This window comes from Pseudomonas sp. P9_35 (assembly GCF_034008205.1).
GTDB lineage: Bacteria > Pseudomonadota > Gammaproteobacteria > Pseudomonadales > Pseudomonadaceae > Aquipseudomonas > Aquipseudomonas kilonensis.
On the sequence record NZ_CP125373.1, the window covers coordinates 4,320,813 to 4,337,712 of the forward strand.

The following is a 16,900-nucleotide window of genomic DNA, read 5'->3' on the forward strand; positions in this document are numbered from 1 at the left end:
CTCCATGCCGGGCGCGCAAAACGTGGACGTGAAGAAGATGCGCAATGTATAAATCGGCTTTTTTACAACCACGGAAGGGATCAACAAACGATGCACAAACAACTTTTAATGGCTGCAATGTCACTGACTTCTTACTGTACCTCTGCAGCAGCCGACTCCTATTCGGACCTTAACACCCCCGACAAATCGGGTTACATGTGGGGGAAGGTCTATCAGCATACAAAAGCAGCGTGCGGCACCTTGCCCGAAGATCTCGAAGACGACTATGCGAAAGCAATCCGACTCCTTTCGGAGGCCAGTCCTGAGTTTGGCCCAACCTATCAAGATGGCCTGAAACCCAGCACAAAGAAGGATCCTTTGAGGTCAGCCGAGGAACTGGAGGATTTATGCGTAAAAGGTCAGGTAGGCCTTAGAACCCAGGTGAAGCTCGCACGATACTGGTTTTCTGCAAAATGGTAGGCGGGCGGGCAGACCGTCGGCCAGCCATGCCAGTCGATTCGGCATACGCCCGTGCCTAGGACCTGAACAACCACGCCATATGGCTCTCTGCCACCCATTTCAGCGTCCACACTTTCAATCGGACGGTGTATTCACTACATTGAGCGTAACCCTGCTCTGTCGACACGGACCGTCATGACTACCCTAACCCCGATCAGCCCTGCCATTCCCATCCAGATCCCGACTCGCTCTGCCGTCGCGGCATCACCTGCAACAGTGATAGAGAGCACTGATGTCTTGCCGGCTCGACCAGCGGCAATCGTCAGCCTGGGCAACCCCGTGGCCGATGTCGAATCACAGACCTATTCCCGACTCGGGCAACTGCCCGGCCAGGAGACTGTCCGTGTCTGGGAAAAGGCAGGTCAGGACGCTGTCACTAACATCATGGGGACCAATCCCAAATCGCTGTCGATCGCCAACCGCTTCCACGGCCTGGGTGCAGCCTTGGTGGAGCAGTTCGCCAAGAGCGGTTCGAGCATTTCCCAGTCAGTGCTCCATACCACCCCGGACAAGGCTCACAACGCCGCCGAGATAAAATCCGAACAGGCGCTGCTGCACAATAAAGCCGATAACCTGATCAGCCTCAGCATCAAGACCGCCAGCGGCAAGACGGTTACCTTCAGCCTGACCAGCCAGGACGATGGACTTGGCGTTCAGGCTACGGTGGACGGGGGCCCGCTGAGCGAGGACGAACTCAAGGCGATTGGCGTTCTGGGCGGTGCCTTTCAGGCCGCTGTCGACGGGTTGACGGCCGAGCCTCCCAAGCTCGACCTGGGCAAGCTGACGCAGTTCGACTCCAGCGTATTGGCATCCATTGATCTGAACGCCAAGCTCAAGGGCGTGGACGGTGAGGACCTGATCCTTGCCTACCGCGCCGACAGCCAGAGCCGCACCACGCAAATGAGTGGTCCGGATGGCGAATTGAACCTGAGCGTGGATCTGAAGAACAGCGCAATCCTGGGCGATGCCAAGCAACAGGCCAACGCACTGAACAGCTACCTCGCCCAGTTTGATCGGGTGCAGGAGCGTGGCAGCGCAAGGGCCGCCCTGATGGAGATGTTCAAGGACGCCTTCAGCGCCATGAACAGCCACTATCCAGAGGGCGCGACCCCGTCACAGCCACTGACCCGCAACGCGACGGACAAAGGCCTGCTGACTGGGCTGGCAGACTTCGAGGCGTCCATCAAACAAACCAACGACGCGTCCAACCCGATGCGACCATCCGAAGTCGATAGCTTTGCCTATACCCTGTCGCAGAAAACTGTCGTTGCAGGTTCCATAATGAGCAATCGCAGCGTCGATCAAGTCCAGCAATCGAGTCTAGCGGCCAGTTACCACAAGAGCCTGAAGGGCGGGAAAGCACCCGCGCTAGGCACAACTAGCGACTCGCAGAACTATCTCTACGTAGAAGTGAATGACAAGGCCAGCAGCTCGGCCAGCCTTGCCTACAAAGACGGCCGACTGACCAGGGCTTCTGTCACGCAAAACGCCAGCCAGAACACCCGGACACAGCAGTACGTCATGGGCAAAATGGTTGAAGAGACCGTGGTACCGAAGGAAGTTTCAACCAGCCGCAGTCACTTGGTATTGCTGGAATACGCCGCCAAGGAAAGCAAGAAATCCCAGGAGGCGCAGGAACAATCCATGTTGAAGGAAGCGCTCGCCACCCTCCACGGTTCGGTGATGTTGCAGGAAAACCCTTCGGCGCTGGCGCGTTGAAACACACATATGTGCACGCCAATGCACACGTCAACACTCTGCAATGACATGCTCCCTAGTGGACTCGGCCGAACAGCTTGATAAGCGGGCCAGAAAAAAGAATGGTGGTCACGGCTGGGTTGTTGCTGAGCGTGGCTGCCAAGGCTTTTCTCCGGGCGTAAAAAAACCGCCCGAAGGCGGCTTCTTGTCATTGCATGGTGGGTGATAAATCCATGCTCATCGCTGAGTCTATGGATATCCTGAATTTCTTTGTGCTGCCCGCCTTGATGCTGGTTTCCCGTTCTTTTAGGCCGCTTCCGCAGGATGACGCCGAGACAATGTGCTCACCCGGAGCAACACGGAATTTCGCCGTCTCGCCGGAACCGATCTCTGCCGCCCGGCGGCCGTCGATGCTCAACGTCGTATTACAGCCGGCGCCCACAAAGCCCTTGTCCCGAGTAACGACAAGGGTCGAATCACCTTGAGTCTGGGCTTGAAACGCAAACAGCCTGGATGACGGGACCGGGTCAGCTTCGCTGGAGGGAACTGGAGAGGTTGCGCACCCCACCAGCAAAGCAACAGCTACCGCGCCCACTAACAATCTCATGTGGTCACTCCTGTGGAAGATGGCCCCAAGATATCAGAAATGAAAAAGCCCAGCGGGTGGGCTGGGCTTTAGAGGTGCTGCGATATCGACAGGTATGACATCTATTTCGCGTTGATCACTACTGTCGAGGCGAGCATGTCACCCAATCTTTTCCGAGCCCCAAAAAAGATGAATACCCAATCTGCAAAAAGCAGAAAAAACTTCAAAAAATTTCGGACGAATGATTGAAGGTAGCTGCACCCTAAAAGACTCAATTCATCAACAGCTGAAATTTTCATCACCTTCTTGCCAATGCTCTGGCCATCCCAGATAGCGTCAGAAAATAAAAAATATCCGCCGCCCACTACCAGCCCCAAGAGCGAGGCAATGCTGTGCAGGCCTACAAAGCTTAAAACTACGACGATGACGACCATAAGAAAGAACGCGATAGCAGTGTCAATGACCTGAGCACCTAATCGACGAACTGGGCCGGCCAAGTCGAGGGAATGTTGTTGCGCGCGTCCATCACTTCTGAATTCCATGTTGTCTCTTGATTGCCGGATCGATATAGGAAAAGTCTACCAAGTCATAATGCTCGATCTGAATGGGTGGCTGTTCCTGTACGAATCACCAGTAACGCCCCGCCTCGCTCCGATAGTAGCTTCTTGGCATGTGGTTAAAGCTGCGAACAGGGTATCAGCAACCGATTCGCGTGGACCGGCACGGACAATCTTGAAGAGGAAGCAGGCGTGAAAAATCGAGGAGTCACGCAAAAGTAACACACATGAAAAAGGCCAATGCTGTGAACATTGGCCTAACTCATTGAAGAATATGGTCGGGACGGAGTGATTCGAACACTCGACCCCTAGCACCCCATGCTAGTGCGCTACCGGACTGCGCTACGCCCCGACTAGGCGTGAATCTTGTTCCGCTTCTCAACGGAACGCTCAGGAATATATCGCAAGCTTTTGAAAACTGGAAGTATTTAAAAGCAGAAATTTATTTCTTGAGCACCACCAGTACATCTTCGAGCTCGGCGATCATCTGGCGGATCATCTGTTTGTACTGGGTTGTATCGTCTTTGGCCTCATCACCGGAGAGGCGCAAGCGCGCTCCGCCGATGGTGAACCCCTGGTCATAGAGCAGCGCGCGGATCTGCCGGATCATCAGCACGTCTTGTCGCTGATAATACCGACGGTTTCCGCGGCGTTTGACCGGGTTGAGTTGAGGAAACTCCTGCTCCCAATAGCGCAGCACGTGCGGTTTTACCGCACACAGCTCGCTGACTTCACCAATGGTGAAGTAGCGTTTGCCCGGGATGACGGGTAGTTCGTCGTTATGACTTGGTTCCAGCATAAGCCTCAACTCGGGCCTTCAACTTCTGCCCTGGACGAAAGGTGACCACACGGCGAGCCGTGATCGGGATTTCTTCTCCCGTTTTCGGATTGCGGCCAGGCCGCTGGCGTTTGTCCCGCAGGTCAAAATTGCCGAAACCGGACAATTTGACCTGTTCGTTGTCTTCCAGAGCGTGCCTGATTTCTTCGAAAAACAGTTCGACCAATTCTTTGGCCTCCCGTTTATTCAGGCCCAGCTCCTCATACAGACGTTCCGCCATCTCAGCTTTCGTCAGAGCCCCCATACGTCACTTCCTTAACGTGGCGTTCAACCTGGTTTCGAGCGAGGTGAGGATATTCTGCGTTGCGGTATTCACCTCATCGTCATTAAGAGTGCGCGATGGATGCTGCCAGGTCAAGCCAACTGCAAGGCTTTTTCTATGCGGATCAATGCCTTTACCCTGATACACGTCAAATAGCCTGAGGTCCGTCAGCCATTCGCCTGCATTTTCACGAATTACCTCCAGCACGGCGCTGGAAGCAACGTCACGGTCGGCCAGCAACGCAAGGTCACGACGCACTTCAGGAAAGCGCGATAACTCCTGGAATTTCGGCATTTTCCCCAGTGCCACTTCGGCCAGAACCAGCTCGAAAACGAAGACCGGACGATCAAGGCCCAGGGTTTTCGACAGTTCAGGGTGAATGGCACCGACATAGCCGACTTCACGCCCGTCTCGCTCGATGCGTGCGGTCTGCCCCGGGTGCAGCGCCGGGTGCTTGCCAGGGGCGAAAGTGAATGCGTCGAGCGCGCCGGCGAAGCCCAGCACCGCTTCGACGTCAGCCTTGACGTCGAAGAAATCGACGACATCGCGACCTTGCGCCCAGCCTTCCGGCAAACGGCTGCCACAGACGACACCGGCCAGCATCGGCTCTTGCTTCAAGCCATCCAACTGACCGACAAAACGCAGGCCGCTTTCGAACAGCCGCACGCGATCCTGCTGACGGTTCAGGTTGTGCTGGAGCGACTTGACCAGGCCCGGCCACAGGGACGAGCGCATGGCGGCCATGTCGTTGGAAATCGGGTTGGCCAGCAACAGTGGCTCGACACCCGGACTGAACAGCTCGAACTGGCGTGGATCGATGAAGCTGTAGGTGATCGCTTCCTGATACCCACGGGCCACCAGCAGGCGGCGCAGTTCTGGCAGGTCGCTGCGGGCTTCAGCCTTGGCCTGTGGGGCCAGGCGTGCTTGCGGGTAGCGAACCGGCAGGCGGTTGTAGCCGTACAAGCGGGCCAGTTCTTCGATCAGGTCGACTTCCAGGCTGATATCGAAGCGATGGCTTGGCACTTCGACGTGCCACTGCCCTGCCCCATCGGCGCTGATGTTCAGGCCCAGGGCGCTGAGCAGGCGTTCGACTTCGACCGGGTCCATTTCCATGCCCAGCATCTGGGTGATGCGCTGCGCACGCAGCGTGACCGGGGCAATCTTGGGCAGGTGCTGTTCGCTGACGGTCTCGATGATCGGGCCAGCTTCGCCACCGGTGATGTCCAGCAGCAGGCCTGTGGCGCGCTCCATGGCTTCACGGGCCAGCTGCCAGTCCACACCACGCTCGTAACGGTGCGAGGCGTCGGTGTGCAGGCCATAGGAGCGGGCCTTGCCAGCGACGGCGATCTGGTCGAAGAACGCACTTTCCAGGAATACATCGCGGGTCGTGGCGGAGACGCCACTGTGCTCGCCGCCCATCACGCCGGCAATCGCCAGGGCGCGGGCGTGGTCGGCAATCACCAGGGTGTCGCTGCGCAGGGTCACTTCCTGGCCGTCGAGCAGGACCAGCTTCTCACCCTCTTCGGCCATGCGCACGCGGATGCCACCGTTGATTTCGGCGAGATCGAACGCATGCAGCGGCTGACCCAGCTCCAGCATCACATAGTTGGTGATGTCGACGGCGGCGTCGATGCTGCGCACGTCGGCGCGACGCAGGCGCTCGACCATCCACAGCGGCGTCGGCTTGGACAGGTCGACGTTACGGATCACACGGCCCAGGTAACGCGGGCACGCGGCCGGCGCGAGGACTTCAATCGAACGCACTTCGTCGTGCACGGCCGGCACGCTCGCAACCACGGGACGCGTCACGGGAGCGGCATACAACGCGCCGACTTCACGGGCCAGGCCGGCCAGGGACAGGCAGTCGCCACGGTTCGGCGTCAGGTCGACCTCGATGCTCGCATCGTCCAGGCCCAGGTATTCACGGATGTCCTGGCCCACCGGCGCATCTGCCGGGAGCTCCATCAGGCCATCGTTGCCTTCGCCAATCTGCAGTTCGGCCTGGGAGCACAACATGCCGTTGGACTCGACGCCGCGCAGCTTGGCTTTCTTGATTTTGAAGTCGCCCGGCAGTTCGGCACCGATCATGGCGAACGGGATCTTCAGGCCCGGGCGCACGTTGGGCGCGCCGCAGACAACCTGGAAGGTTTCCACGCCATTGCTGACCTGGCAAACCCGCAGTTTGTCAGCGTCCGGGTGTTGCTCGGTGCCCAGCACCTCGCCCACGACCACACCGCTGAAATCACCGGCGGCCGGCGTTACGCTGTCGACCTCAAGGCCGGCCATCGACAGGCGAGCAACCAGCTCGTCCCGACTTACCTGCGGGCTTACCCAGCCGCGCAGCCATTGTTCACTGAATTTCATCCTGCTCTCCTATTAGATTCGTTACGGACCGGCGACCTAGCGAAATTGCGCAAGGAATCGCAAGTCGTTGTCGAAGAACAGGCGCAAGTCATTCACACCGTAACGCAGCATGGCCAGGCGTTCGACGCCCATGCCGAAAGCAAAGCCGGAGAACTCTTCCGGATCGATCCCGGACATACGCAACACGTTCGGGTGAACCATGCCGCAGCCCATGACTTCCAGCCAGCCAGTCTGCTTGCAGACGCGGCAGCCTTTACCGCTGCACATTACGCATTCCATGTCGACTTCAGCCGATGGCTCGGTGAACGGGAAGTACGAAGGGCGGAAACGCACGGCCAGTTCTTTTTCGAAGAACACCCGCAGGAACTCTTCGATCGTGCCTTTCAGGTCGGCGAAATTGATGTCGCGATCAACCAGCAGGCCTTCGACCTGGTGGAACATCGGCGAGTGGGTGATATCGGAGTCGCTGCGGTACACACGGCCTGGGCAGACGATGCGGATCGGCGGCTGTTGCGATTCCATGGTGCGGACCTGTACCGGCGAGGTATGGGTGCGCAACAACATGTTCGCGTTGAAATAGAAGGTGTCATGCATCGACCGGGCCGGGTGATGGCCTGGGATGTTGAGCGCTTCGAAGTTGTGGTAGTCGTCTTCGACCTCAGGGCCTTCGGCAATGCCGTAGCCGATGTGGGTGAAGAACTGCTCGATGCGTTCCAGCGTCCGGGTCACCGGATGCAGGCCACCGGAAGTCTGGCCACGGCCAGGCAGGGTCACGTCGATGGACTCGGCGGCGAGCTTGGCAGCCAGATCCGCCTCCTCGAACAACGCCTTGCGCGCATTGAGGACCTCTGTGACACGCTCCTTGGCAACGTTGATCAGCGCACCGACCTGCGGACGCTCTTCGGCTGGCAGGTTCCCCAGGGTCTTCATCACCTGAGTCAACTCGCCCTTCTTGCCAAGGTAGTGAACCCGGATTTGCTCCAGGGCATTGATATCTTCAGCGCTTTGCACAGCCTCTAGTGCTTGAGCGACCAGCGCGTCCAGGTTTTCCATGTACAGACTCCAGATACGAAATAGGGGAAGAGCTTTAAGGCTCTTCCCCTATTTATGACGTTTGACACCTGGGCCCACAGATGTAGGCCCCGGTGACTGCCGGGGGTACTTAAGCCAAGGTGGCTTTAGCTTTCTCGACAATCGCAGCAAACGCCGCTTTTTCGTTCACTGCCAGATCAGCCAGAACCTTACGGTCGATCTCGATGGACGCTTTTTTCAGGCCAGCGATGAAACGGCTGTAGGACAGACCGTTAACACGAGCACCAGCATTGATACGAGCGATCCACAGAGCGCGGAACTGACGTTTTTTCTGACGACGGTCACGGTAGGCGTATTGGCCTGCCTTGATTACCGCTTGCTTGGCAACACGGAATACGCGGGAACGCGCGCCGTAGTAGCCTTTAGCAAGTTTCAGAATTTTTTTGTGACGCTTACGGGCAATGACGCCACGCTTTACACGAGCCATGAGTTACTTCCTCTATTCTTGATCCAAAAATTAACGAAGGCGCAGCATGCGCTCGACTTTTGCCACGTCAGACGGATGCAGCAAGCTGCTACCGCGCAGTTGACGCTTACGCTTGGTCGACATTTTGGTCAGGATGTGGCTCTTGAAAGCGTGCTTGTGCTTGATACCGTTAGCAGTTTTCAGAAACCGCTTAGCAGCACCACTTTTGGTCTTCATCTTTGGCATGTTCGGATACTCCGCATTCAGTTGATAAACATAATCGCAAGGCCTGCCGTGCCCTGGTGATTACTTCTTCTTTTTCGGGGCGATGACCATGATCAGCTGGCGTCCTTCCATCTTAGGATGCTGTTCGACCGAACCGTACTCGAGCAGGTCTTGTTCAACCCGCTTGAGGAGTTCCATCCCCAGCTCCTGGTGGGCCATCTCACGGCCGCGGAATCGCAAGGATACCTTGGCCCTGTCCCCATCACTCAGGAAACGTACCAGGTTGCGCAGTTTTACCTGGTAATCCCCTTCCTCCGTCCCTGGACGAAACTTGATTTCTTTTACCTGAATCTGCTTCTGGTTTTTCTTCGCCGCGGCAATCTGCTTCTTCTTCTCGAAGATCGACTTGCCGTAGTCCATCACCCGGCAAACCGGTGGGACTGCGTCTGCGGAAATTTCTACCAGATCAAGCTTGGCTTCTTCAGCAATACGAAGCGCTTCATCAATCGAGACGATGCCAATCTGCTCGCCGTCAGCGCCAATTAACCGAACCTCGCGTGCCGAGATATTCTCGTTGATCGGGGCTTTCGGTGCAGCTCGTTTATCTTGTCTCATTTCACGCTTAATAATAATTACTCCAAATCTGGGCGACCACGCCGGGAAACCGCTTGCGCGAGAAACTCAGCGAATTCGGCGACGGGCATCGAGCCCAGGTCAGCACCTTCACGAGTACGCACAGCGACAGTCTGCATCTCGACCTCCCGATCTCCGATAACCAAGAGAAAGGGAACCTTGAGCAAAGTATGCTCGCGGATTTTAAAGCCGATCTTTTCATTTCTCAAGTCGGACTTGGCACGAAATCCGCTTTGATTGAGAGTTTTTTCGACTTCGGCGGCAAAATCTGCCTGTTTATCAGTGATATTCATGATCACTGCCTGGGTCGGCGCCAGCCACGCAGGGAACGCACCCTCGTAGTGTTCGATCAGAATCCCGACGAAACGCTCGAACGAACCGAGGATCGCGCGGTGAAGCATGACCGGGTGCTTGCGACTGTTGTCTTCGGACACATATTCAGCGCCCAGACGGATCGGCAGGTTGAAATCGAGCTGCAAGGTACCACACTGCCACACACGACCGAGGCAATCTTTCAGCGAGAATTCGATCTTCGGACCGTAGAAGGCCCCCTCGCCCGGCTGCAGGTCGTACGCAAGGCCCGCGCTATCAAGGGCGGCGGCCAGGGCCGCTTCGGCGCGATCCCACAGCTCGTCGGAACCAACGCGTTTTTCCGGACGAGTGGACAACTTCATCTCGACTTCGGTGAAGCCGAAGTCACGATAGACGTCCATGGTCAGCTTGATGAAGGCGGCGGATTCGGCCTGCATCTGCTCTTCGGTGCAGAAGATGTGCGCATCGTCCTGAGTGAATGCACGCACGCGCATGATGCCGTGCAGCGCACCCGATGGCTCGTTGCGGTGGCAGGCACCGAACTCGGCCAGGCGCATCGGCAGCTCGCGGTAGCTCTTCAAGCCCTGGTTGAACACCTGCACGTGGCATGGGCAGTTCATCGGCTTGATGGCGTAGTCGCGGTTTTCCGACTGGGTGGTGAACATGTTGTCGGCGTAGTTGGCCCAGTGCCCGGATTTCTCCCACAGGCTGCGGTCCACCACTTGCGGCGTCTTGATTTCCAGATAGCCGTTTTCACGCTGGACCTGGCGCATGTACTGCTCGAGCACCTGGTACAGGGTCCAGCCGTTCGGGTGCCAGAACACCATGCCCGGGGACTCTTCCTGGGTATGGAACAGGCCCAGGCGCTTGCCGATCTTGCGGTGATCGCGCTTCTCGGCTTCTTCAATGCGCTGGATGTAGGCCGCCAGTTGCTTCTTGTCCGCCCAGGCGGTGCCATAGACGCGCTGCAACTGCTCGTTCTTCGCGTCGCCACGCCAGTAGGCGCCGGACAGCTTGGTCAGCTTGAAGGATTTCAGGAAACGCGTGTTCGGCACGTGCGGGCCACGGCACATGTCGACGTATTCTTCGTGGTAGTACAGGCCCATGGCCTGCTCGTCCGGCATGTCTTCCACCAGACGCAGCTTGTAGTCCTCGCCACGGGCCTTGAAGACTTCGATGACTTCGGCGCGCGGGGTGACCTTCTTGATGACGTCGTAATCTTTCTCGATCAGCTGCTGCATGCGCTGTTCGATGGCCGCCATGTCTTCCGGCGTAAAAGGACGCTCGAAGGCGATGTCGTAATAGAAGCCTTCGTCGATGACCGGGCCGATGACCATCTTCGCGCTCGGGTACAGCTGCTTGACCGCATGGCCGACCAGGTGCGCGCAAGAGTGGCGAATGATCTCCAGCCCCTCTTCATCCTTTGGCGTGATGATTTGCAGCGTGGCGTCGCTGTCGATGACGTCACTGGCGTCGACCAGCTTGCCGTTGACCATGCCGGCCAGGGTGGCCTTGGCCAGGCCCGCTCCAATGGATGCGGCGACCTCGGCTACGGAAACCGGGTGATCGAATGAACGTTGACTGCCGTCGGGAAGAGTAATAGTTGGCATGGCGCCTCCTCTCCTAGTGGTGACCCCTACCAAAGGTCACGTGGGTTGGGATGAGCCAGTACAAGATCCAGTCCAGGCCATTCAATGACGAACGCCTGCCTTACAGCGGCAGGAGCCTTGCGGCCAACCGGGAAAACCGAACCAGAGTGACTGGGATTCAAATCAGGGTTATTTCGAACATTTACCACCGGGACGAGTTGTCATCCGCAGCCTGGAAATACCCGAGCCCGGCATGCTAGCACAGATGAACGGTCATCGCCGCGCTCGAATTGAAGCAGGCGTAAATCCACGGTTTTTATGCCAGAGTGCTGAACTGAACCGAGCGCAACGCCTCAGATATCAAGACATCGACCCGAAAGGAGCATCTTCGCATGCGTCTCAATACATTGTTTGCAGTAGTCGCCCCCCTCGCCCTGCTGCTTCCTCTGACCGCCCATGCCGACTGGCCCAAAGGCGAGCGCGAAAAATACATGGCCCAATGCACGGAGGCGGCAACGCCCCAGATCGGCCCGGCCGCTGCCAAGGCTCATTGCGCCTGTGGCGCCGATGCGATCAAGTCCTATCCAGCCTCGGACATCCAGGCCTTGATGGACAACAAGGCCACCCCGGATCTGCAGCAAAAGGCACTGGGCCAGATCGCAAAATGCAAGGCCGACAACAAGGCGAAAAAGTGAGAAAACAGGCTTCCTGAGCGGGCCCGGCAGGGTTGAAAAACACTGATTTCAGGCTTTTTTGAACGATTTATTCAGGTTTTACAGCTTTTTTTATCGTCTTTACTTTCAGCTGAAAGCCTTTAAAACCGGGCCTTTCAGCGGGTAAAGGCAGTAAAGTAAACACGACTGATTGGCAAACAGCGCGTCTGGGGGGGTCCCAAATCGAACATTTCGACTATGATACCCGGGTGTGCCCAGTTGGCCTGAGCAGCACAGTACACTGAAAATATATGTTTCTTGGAGATACACCATGTCTAATCGCCAAACCGGCACCGTTAAATGGTTCAACGATGAAAAAGGCTTCGGCTTCATCACTCCTCAAGGTGGCGGTGACGACCTGTTCGTACACTTCAAAGCTATCGAAAGCGACGGTTTCAAAAGCCTGAAAGAAGGCCAGACCGTTTCCTTCGTGGCTGAGAAAGGCCAAAAGGGTATGCAAGCTGCACAGGTTCGCCCAGAGTAATTTCTCGGCGCACTAAAAAAACCCCGTCCATGTGACGGGGTTTTTTATGGGCGATTGAAAACCGCCTGTCAGCCGCAGTTCACCCGGTTGACCACCAGGTTGGCATCGGTATTGAGGTTCAGGCGATCGGAGCGGTACTCAAGCGTCACCATGTCGTTGGGCTTGAGGATCCGGGCAATCTGCGCGCCGGCACGGGTACGAGCCTGCTCCAGCAATTGTGGCGAGGCCTGCTTGCCAATGGCGAACTCGGCGCCCTTTGCTTCGCAGCGGCCGTTACCGGTCTCGGTCGCCACGGGTTCGGGGGTCGTTTCCGAGGTGCTGCTGCAACCGCTCAAGACCACGGCGGCCAGCAGAGTACTCAATGACGCGAGCTTCCAAGGCATGAAGCCTCCTTTTTCTATAGATAAACAGAGAGCGTGCGACAACCCAAACGGCGCTTGGTTTCAACACCGGAGGTCTCGGCTTGGCTCATCCGGAAAACCGGCAGTTTGCCTGAGCCGCCACTGCTGTTCAGACATGAATCGTGACTGGATATGAACACCGCTCAATAAACGTCGATGTAATCGAACGGAGGATTGGGCCAGTTATCCTTCAGCGCATTGTAGATCTGCATGACCCAGACCTCGTCGCTGGCAGCGACCCGCCCAACGTATCCCGAGCCCTTCGCCCAGGTCTCGAGCCGAAACAGCAAGCCATCGATGTCCGCACCACCGACCACACCCGTGGACAAATAGGCGACACCGCCCTTGGTCACGCGCAGCTGGGTATGCTCGTCGTCACTGGCCGAGGCCAGCAATTGACGAACCGCTTCGAGGGTCAGGCCATCCGGAGCGTTCAAATCGATCTGCACGGCGGGGCTCCTTTAAAAACAAAAAAAAGAGTGTCGCACAGCCCTCTTCCAATGCCTAAGTCGCAGTGCCAAACCGGGGGCAAAAATGCTTAACTCCACTTACAGCCCTCCAACTCGCGAGCCCTACGATGAGCACCGTCAGCATCGAAGCCACCATCAATGCCAAATGGTCGGAGGGCCATAGCTCCTATAGCCCGAGCAGCCCCGAGGAATTGGCAATCATCGGCATAGAATTGCTGGTGAGGGAACTGGGGACGGAGGTCGCCCGCAACTTCATCCAGCAGGCATTCGAACGCTACCCGAGCGTCGTCGACGCCGTGGACTGAAGCTCACGCACCCGCAGGCCCAACCTGCGGGCGCATAGCCAGGCAGGTTACTTGAGGCGCGCCAGGCGCTCGGTCAGCAGGTCGAAGAAGCCCTGGGCATCACCGTTTTCCACCCAGAACGCGTTCTTCGGCGCTTTCAGGCCATCGTACCAGTCGACGATGGTCTGACCGAACGTCGGGCCCTCGCGACTGTCCACGACGACATTGACCGAACGACCAGTGAACAACTGCGGCTTGAGCAGATAGGCAATCACCGTCGCGTCATGCACCGGCCCGCCCGTCATGCCGTAGTGCTCCATGTCGCCCTTGACGTATTCGTTGAGGATATCGCCCACCAGCTTGCTGGCATGGTTGTTCAGCGCCGCGATCTGCTTCAGGCGCGCTTCGCTGGTGAGGATCTTGTGGGTCACGTCCAGCGGCAGGTACGTCAGCTTCACGCCGCTCTTGGCCACGACCTCGGCCGCCTGCGGGTCGGCGAACAGATTGAATTCAGCCACCGGCGTGATATTGCCGCCGTTGAAATGCGCACCGCCCATGATCACCACTTCCTTGATGCCCTGGACGATGTCGGGCTCCTGCACCAGTGCCAGGGCCAGGTTGGTCTGCGGGCCAAGCATGGCAATGGTGATGCTGTGGGGCTTGGCCGCCTTGAGGGTGTCGATCAGGTAGTTGACGGCATTGCCTTCGGCCAACCCCTTCTTCGGCTCGTGCACGGTGACACCCGACAGGCCTTCCTTGCCATGGATGTTTTCCGCGTAGATCGGCGTGCGCATCAACGGTTTCGGCGCCCCGGCATACACGGGCACGTCTTCGCGCCCCGCCCATTCCCGCGCCAGGCGAGCGTTGCGAGAGGTCTTGTCCAGGCGCACATTGCCGGCAACGGTGGTCAGCGCGCGGATATGCAGCTCCTCGGGCGACGCCAGGGCGAACAACAGCGCCACCACGTCATCGGCCCCCGGATCGGTGTCGATGATCAGGTCGATTTTTTCCGCCGCCTGGGCGCCCGTAGCAGTGATCAATGACAAAAGCAGCAGACTCCGGATCAGTTGATGCATTTTCTGAGCATAGCGGTGCATGGCGCACTCCTTGTGCAGGGTTGAACAGGGTTAGAACGTCACTCCAGCGACCAGCACGATATTGCAGTACGCAGAGCACTCGCCTGTGCGAATGATCGCCCGCGCCTGTCGGCTGATGATCTTGAATTGTTCATGGCTGACCAGCGCCCGCTCGCCCAGCGCACCATCGGCATGCAGCGCCTCCAGGGTCGTCAGGGCCGACGGTTGTTTTTCGAGGATCTCCTCGGCCAGTACATGGCTTTCCACCTGCATTTCGCTGAGCACCACCTTCAAGGTGCTGACAAAGTCAGGAATGCCATGGGTCAGGGCCAGGTCGATCAATTCGACCTGGGGCGGCACGGGCAGGCCGGCATCACCGATGACCACCTTGTCGCCATGGCCCAGGGAAGCGATCAGTCGTGACAGTGCCACATTCAACAACGGCGTCTTTTTCATGATTTGAAAGCCTGTACTTCCAGCAACGTGGGGATTGAAGGCTGCGCGCCCGCGCGGGTGACCGACAGCGCGGCGGCGGCCTGGCCGAAACGAATCGCGTCGACCTCGCTTTTGCCGCTCGCCAGGGCTGCCGCGAAACCGCCGACAAAGGTGTCTCCGGCCGCCGTGGTGTCCACTGCCTTGACCCGCGGGGCCGGGAAGTGTTCGAAACTGGCACCGTTGGCGAACATCAACCCCTGGGCACCCAGGGTCACGATCACCTTGCCGGCGCCAGCGGCGATCAGATGCGCCGCGGCGGCTTCGGCGGTTTCCAGGGAATCCACCGCCAGCCCGCTCAAGACCGCTGCTTCGCTTTCATTGGGAATCAGGTAGTCGATGCAGGTGTACCAGTCGGCCGGCAACGTCCGGGAGGCTGGCGCCGGGTTGAGGATGACGATTTTGCCCAACTCGCGAGCGCGCTTGAGGGCGTGGCCGACGGTGGCATCCGGCACTTCGAGCTGGCAGATGATGACATCGGCGCCTTGCAGCACTTCATCGACACTGTCCAGGACCTCGGCGGTGAGCGCACCGTTGGCACCGGCAACGATAACGATCGCATTCTGGCTGTTGTCGTCGACGACGATCAGCGCCACGCCGCTGGCCCCCTCCACCACGCTGACCGCCTGGCAGTCGATGCCCTCGGCCAACAGCCCGCCACGCAACTGTTCGCCGTAGGCATCATTGCCCACGCAACCAACCATCGATACCTGCGCCCCCAGGCGCGCGGCGGCCACCGCCTGGTTGGCACCCTTGCCGCCCGGGATGGTTGCGAACGACTCGCCGATCAGTGTTTCACCACCGCGCGGCAGACGCGGCGCCCGGGTCACCAGGTCCATGTTCAGGCTGCCTATTACCACTACTTTTGCTGGCATACATCACTACTCATCAATTCGGTTCAGCGGTATTGGGCGAATGTACCGGACAGCGGTGCAGTCGACTCTCGCAGGACAATACTTGGCGTCACGATCCGCTGCTCGGTGGCAAGGCCCGGCGTCGCAATTCGTCGCAGCAGCACTTCGGCCGCCATCTCGCCGAGCTGCAGGATCGACTGCCCTACCGTGGTCAACGCCGGGTAGACATAACGGCTCATCTGGATGTCATCGAAACCGATGACCGACAGTTCGCTGGGCACGCGCACGTTGCGTTCAGCGGCGGCGCGCAGTACACCGATGCCGATCATGTCGTTGGCCGCGAAAATCGCGCTCGGCGGCTGCTGTTCAAGCAGTTGCGCGGCGGCGCGGTAGCCACCGGTACTGGTGAAATCGCTCTCGAGCATGCGCTCGACGGGCAGCTCGATCCCGGCCTCTTTCAGCGCACGGCAGTAACCGGCCAGACGCATTTGCGCCACGCTGGTATCGGCCGGGCCACCGATGAAGGCGATATCGCGATGGCCCAGCTCCAGCAGGTGCCGGGTCGCCAGGTAGGCGCCGTATTCATGATCGATGCGCACCAGGTCTGCGTCGACGCCGTCGAGCCCGCGGTCGACGATCACCATGGGCGTGCGCACGTTGGACAGCCCCTCGGCCAGGCCGACATCACCGCCGGCGGACGCGAAGATCAGGCCGTCGATGCGTTTTTCCAGCAGCACCCGCAGGTAGCTGCGTTGCTTGTCCGCGTTGTCGTCGGAGTTGCACAGGATCACGCAATAGCCGTTGCGCTCACAGTAATCCTCGATACCCCGGGCCAACTCGGCAAAGTAAGGGTTGAGGCTGTTGGGCACCAGCAGGCCGATGGTCGCCGTGGTCTTGGCCTTGAGCGACCGGGCCACGGCGCTGGGCACGTAGTCCAGGCGCTCGATGGCCGCCTCGACCTTGAGCCGCACTTCCTCGCTGACCGGCCGCGTCTTGTTCACCACGTGGGACACGGTGGTATAGGAAATCCCGGCGAGCGCTGCTACATCCTTGATCGTCGCCATGG

The 16,900-nt window shown here is 58.6% G+C and carries 21 protein-coding genes and 1 tRNA gene; 5 read left to right on the top strand and 17 right to left on the bottom strand.

The features are described 5' to 3' along the window. Window positions 1-90 precede the first annotated feature (90 nt). Complete coding sequence (locus QMK47_RS18890) at window positions 91-459, top strand: hypothetical protein (RefSeq protein ID WP_258688793.1); 369 nt, start codon at window positions 91-93, stop codon at window positions 457-459. A gap of 318 nt (window positions 460-777) precedes the next feature. Beyond that, the gene (locus QMK47_RS18895; protein ID WP_320390539.1) at window positions 778-2,217 is read left to right on the top strand and encodes a lactate dehydrogenase; all 1,440 of its coding nucleotides are present in this window, start codon (window positions 778-780) and stop codon (window positions 2,215-2,217) included. Window positions 2,218-2,404: 187 nt separating this feature from the next. On the opposite strand, the gene QMK47_RS18900 is transcribed toward QMK47_RS18895, so the two are convergent. From QMK47_RS18900 to thrS, 11 genes are all read right to left on the bottom strand, one after another. Then, the gene (locus QMK47_RS18900; protein ID WP_320389081.1) at window positions 2,405-2,803 is read right to left on the bottom strand and encodes a hypothetical protein; all 399 of its coding nucleotides are present in this window, start codon (window positions 2,801-2,803) and stop codon (window positions 2,405-2,407) included. 101 nt (window positions 2,804-2,904) lie between these two features. Continuing rightward, window positions 2,905-3,324, bottom strand: a complete 420-nt coding sequence (locus QMK47_RS18905) for an RDD family protein (RefSeq protein ID WP_320389083.1) — start codon at window positions 3,322-3,324, stop codon at window positions 2,905-2,907. Between the two features lie 290 nt (window positions 3,325-3,614). Next, a tRNA-Pro gene (locus QMK47_RS18910) sits at window positions 3,615-3,691 on the bottom strand. A 90-nt stretch (window positions 3,692-3,781) separates the two neighbouring features. Continuing rightward, window positions 3,782-4,138 (bottom strand): MerR family transcriptional regulator, encoded by a 357-nt coding sequence (locus QMK47_RS18915; RefSeq protein ID WP_003179985.1) that lies wholly within the window; start codon window positions 4,136-4,138, stop codon window positions 3,782-3,784. Beyond that, complete coding sequence (gene ihfA / locus QMK47_RS18920; RefSeq protein WP_002553164.1) at window positions 4,119-4,421, bottom strand: integration host factor subunit alpha; 303 nt, start codon at window positions 4,419-4,421, stop codon at window positions 4,119-4,121. The genes QMK47_RS18915 and ihfA overlap by 20 nt, the downstream gene beginning before the upstream one ends. 3 nt (window positions 4,422-4,424) lie before the next feature. After that, complete coding sequence (gene pheT / locus QMK47_RS18925) at window positions 4,425-6,803, bottom strand: phenylalanine--tRNA ligase subunit beta (protein ID WP_320389085.1); 2,379 nt, start codon at window positions 6,801-6,803, stop codon at window positions 4,425-4,427. Window positions 6,804-6,839: 36 nt separating this feature from the next. Beyond that, complete coding sequence (gene pheS / locus QMK47_RS18930; protein WP_003203624.1) at window positions 6,840-7,856, bottom strand: phenylalanine--tRNA ligase subunit alpha; 1,017 nt, start codon at window positions 7,854-7,856, stop codon at window positions 6,840-6,842. Window positions 7,857-7,965: 109 nt separating this feature from the next. Next, window positions 7,966-8,322, bottom strand: coding sequence for a 50S ribosomal protein L20 (rplT, locus tag QMK47_RS18935; protein ID WP_002553161.1), 357 nt, complete (start codon window positions 8,320-8,322; stop codon window positions 7,966-7,968). A gap of 30 nt (window positions 8,323-8,352) precedes the next feature. Then, window positions 8,353-8,547, bottom strand: a complete 195-nt coding sequence (rpmI, locus tag QMK47_RS18940; protein WP_002553160.1) for a 50S ribosomal protein L35 — start codon at window positions 8,545-8,547, stop codon at window positions 8,353-8,355. A gap of 60 nt (window positions 8,548-8,607) precedes the next feature. Next, window positions 8,608-9,159: a translation initiation factor IF-3 gene (infC, locus tag QMK47_RS18945; protein ID WP_169432615.1), complete on the bottom strand. Its 552-nt coding sequence runs from the start codon at window positions 9,157-9,159 to the stop codon at window positions 8,608-8,610. Continuing rightward, window positions 9,159-11,081: a threonine--tRNA ligase gene (thrS, locus tag QMK47_RS18950; protein ID WP_320389086.1), complete on the bottom strand. Its 1,923-nt coding sequence runs from the start codon at window positions 11,079-11,081 to the stop codon at window positions 9,159-9,161. Before thrS ends, infC begins: the two co-directional genes overlap by 1 nt. A 371-nt stretch (window positions 11,082-11,452) precedes the next feature. On the opposite strand from thrS, the gene QMK47_RS18955 reads away from it, so the two are divergent. Continuing rightward, on the top strand, window positions 11,453-11,755 hold the full coding sequence (locus tag QMK47_RS18955) for a hypothetical protein (RefSeq protein ID WP_214510657.1): 303 nt from the start codon (window positions 11,453-11,455) through the stop codon (window positions 11,753-11,755). A 289-nt stretch (window positions 11,756-12,044) separates the two neighbouring features. Beyond that, entirely contained in the window at window positions 12,045-12,257 is a 213-nt protein-coding gene (locus tag QMK47_RS18960; RefSeq protein WP_003179963.1) for a cold-shock protein, read from the top strand. A 68-nt stretch (window positions 12,258-12,325) separates the two neighbouring features. On the opposite strand, the gene QMK47_RS18965 is transcribed toward QMK47_RS18960, so the two are convergent. Next, entirely contained in the window at window positions 12,326-12,640 is a 315-nt protein-coding gene (locus tag QMK47_RS18965; RefSeq protein WP_253476347.1) for an I78 family peptidase inhibitor, read from the bottom strand. Between the two features lie 161 nt (window positions 12,641-12,801). Then, the gene (locus tag QMK47_RS18970; RefSeq protein ID WP_320389088.1) at window positions 12,802-13,107 is read right to left on the bottom strand and encodes a hypothetical protein; all 306 of its coding nucleotides are present in this window, start codon (window positions 13,105-13,107) and stop codon (window positions 12,802-12,804) included. A gap of 128 nt (window positions 13,108-13,235) precedes the next feature. Here QMK47_RS18970 and QMK47_RS18975 point away from each other — a divergent pair, with 128 nt between their 5' ends. Continuing rightward, window positions 13,236-13,433 (top strand): hypothetical protein, encoded by a 198-nt coding sequence (locus QMK47_RS18975; protein WP_003203634.1) that lies wholly within the window; start codon window positions 13,236-13,238, stop codon window positions 13,431-13,433. A 47-nt stretch (window positions 13,434-13,480) separates the two neighbouring features. Here QMK47_RS18975 and QMK47_RS18980 read toward each other — a convergent pair whose 3' ends face one another. Genes QMK47_RS18980 through QMK47_RS18995 form a run of 4 tightly spaced genes read right to left on the bottom strand, consistent with a single transcriptional unit; the run spans window position 13,481 to window position 16,898 of the window. Next, entirely contained in the window at window positions 13,481-14,509 is a 1,029-nt protein-coding gene (locus QMK47_RS18980) for a nucleoside hydrolase (protein WP_253476352.1), read from the bottom strand. Window positions 14,510-14,539: 30 nt separating this feature from the next. Continuing rightward, a complete protein-coding gene (rbsD, locus tag QMK47_RS18985) occupies window positions 14,540-14,944 on the bottom strand; it encodes a D-ribose pyranase (RefSeq protein WP_320389090.1) in 405 nt (134 codons plus the stop codon). Continuing rightward, on the bottom strand, window positions 14,941-15,855 hold the full coding sequence (gene rbsK, locus QMK47_RS18990) for a ribokinase (RefSeq protein ID WP_320389091.1): 915 nt from the start codon (window positions 15,853-15,855) through the stop codon (window positions 14,941-14,943). Before rbsK ends, rbsD begins: the two co-directional genes overlap by 4 nt. Window positions 15,856-15,878: 23 nt before the next feature. Further along, window positions 15,879-16,898: a LacI family DNA-binding transcriptional regulator gene (locus QMK47_RS18995; RefSeq protein ID WP_258688802.1), complete on the bottom strand. Its 1,020-nt coding sequence runs from the start codon at window positions 16,896-16,898 to the stop codon at window positions 15,879-15,881. Window positions 16,899-16,900 lie beyond the last annotated feature (2 nt).

Excerpts from the sequence above, each read along its gene's own strand:
- QMK47_RS18890 (WP_258688793.1), top strand. The coding sequence starts at position 91 with ATGCACAAACAACTTTTAATGGCTGCAATGTCACTGACTTCTTACTGT.
- QMK47_RS18900 (WP_320389081.1), bottom strand. The coding sequence starts at position 2,803 with ATGAGATTGTTAGTGGGCGCGGTAGCTGTTGCTTTGCTGGTGGGGTGC.
- QMK47_RS18905 (WP_320389083.1), bottom strand. The coding sequence starts at position 3,324 with ATGGAATTCAGAAGTGATGGACGCGCGCAACAACATTCCCTCGACTTG.
- QMK47_RS18915 (WP_003179985.1), bottom strand. The coding sequence starts at position 4,138 with ATGCTGGAACCAAGTCATAACGACGAACTACCCGTCATCCCGGGCAAA.
- ihfA (WP_002553164.1), bottom strand. The coding sequence starts at position 4,421 with ATGGGGGCTCTGACGAAAGCTGAGATGGCGGAACGTCTGTATGAGGAG.
- pheT (WP_320389085.1), bottom strand. The coding sequence starts at position 6,803 with ATGAAATTCAGTGAACAATGGCTGCGCGGCTGGGTAAGCCCGCAGGTA.
- pheS (WP_003203624.1), bottom strand. The coding sequence starts at position 7,856 with ATGGAAAACCTGGACGCGCTGGTCGCTCAAGCACTAGAGGCTGTGCAA.
- rplT (WP_002553161.1), bottom strand. The coding sequence starts at position 8,322 with ATGGCTCGTGTAAAGCGTGGCGTCATTGCCCGTAAGCGTCACAAAAAA.
- rpmI (WP_002553160.1), bottom strand. The coding sequence starts at position 8,547 with ATGCCAAAGATGAAGACCAAAAGTGGTGCTGCTAAGCGGTTTCTGAAA.
- thrS (WP_320389086.1), bottom strand. The coding sequence starts at position 11,081 with ATGCCAACTATTACTCTTCCCGACGGCAGTCAACGTTCATTCGATCAC.
- QMK47_RS18955 (WP_214510657.1), top strand. The coding sequence starts at position 11,453 with ATGCGTCTCAATACATTGTTTGCAGTAGTCGCCCCCCTCGCCCTGCTG.
- QMK47_RS18960 (WP_003179963.1), top strand. The coding sequence starts at position 12,045 with ATGTCTAATCGCCAAACCGGCACCGTTAAATGGTTCAACGATGAAAAA.
- QMK47_RS18965 (WP_253476347.1), bottom strand. The coding sequence starts at position 12,640 with ATGCCTTGGAAGCTCGCGTCATTGAGTACTCTGCTGGCCGCCGTGGTC.
- QMK47_RS18975 (WP_003203634.1), top strand. The coding sequence starts at position 13,236 with ATGAGCACCGTCAGCATCGAAGCCACCATCAATGCCAAATGGTCGGAG.
- QMK47_RS18980 (WP_253476352.1), bottom strand. The coding sequence starts at position 14,509 with ATGCACCGCTATGCTCAGAAAATGCATCAACTGATCCGGAGTCTGCTG.
- rbsD (WP_320389090.1), bottom strand. The coding sequence starts at position 14,944 with ATGAAAAAGACGCCGTTGTTGAATGTGGCACTGTCACGACTGATCGCT.
- rbsK (WP_320389091.1), bottom strand. The coding sequence starts at position 15,855 with ATGCCAGCAAAAGTAGTGGTAATAGGCAGCCTGAACATGGACCTGGTG.
- QMK47_RS18995 (WP_258688802.1), bottom strand. The coding sequence starts at position 16,898 with ATGGCGACGATCAAGGATGTAGCAGCGCTCGCCGGGATTTCCTATACC.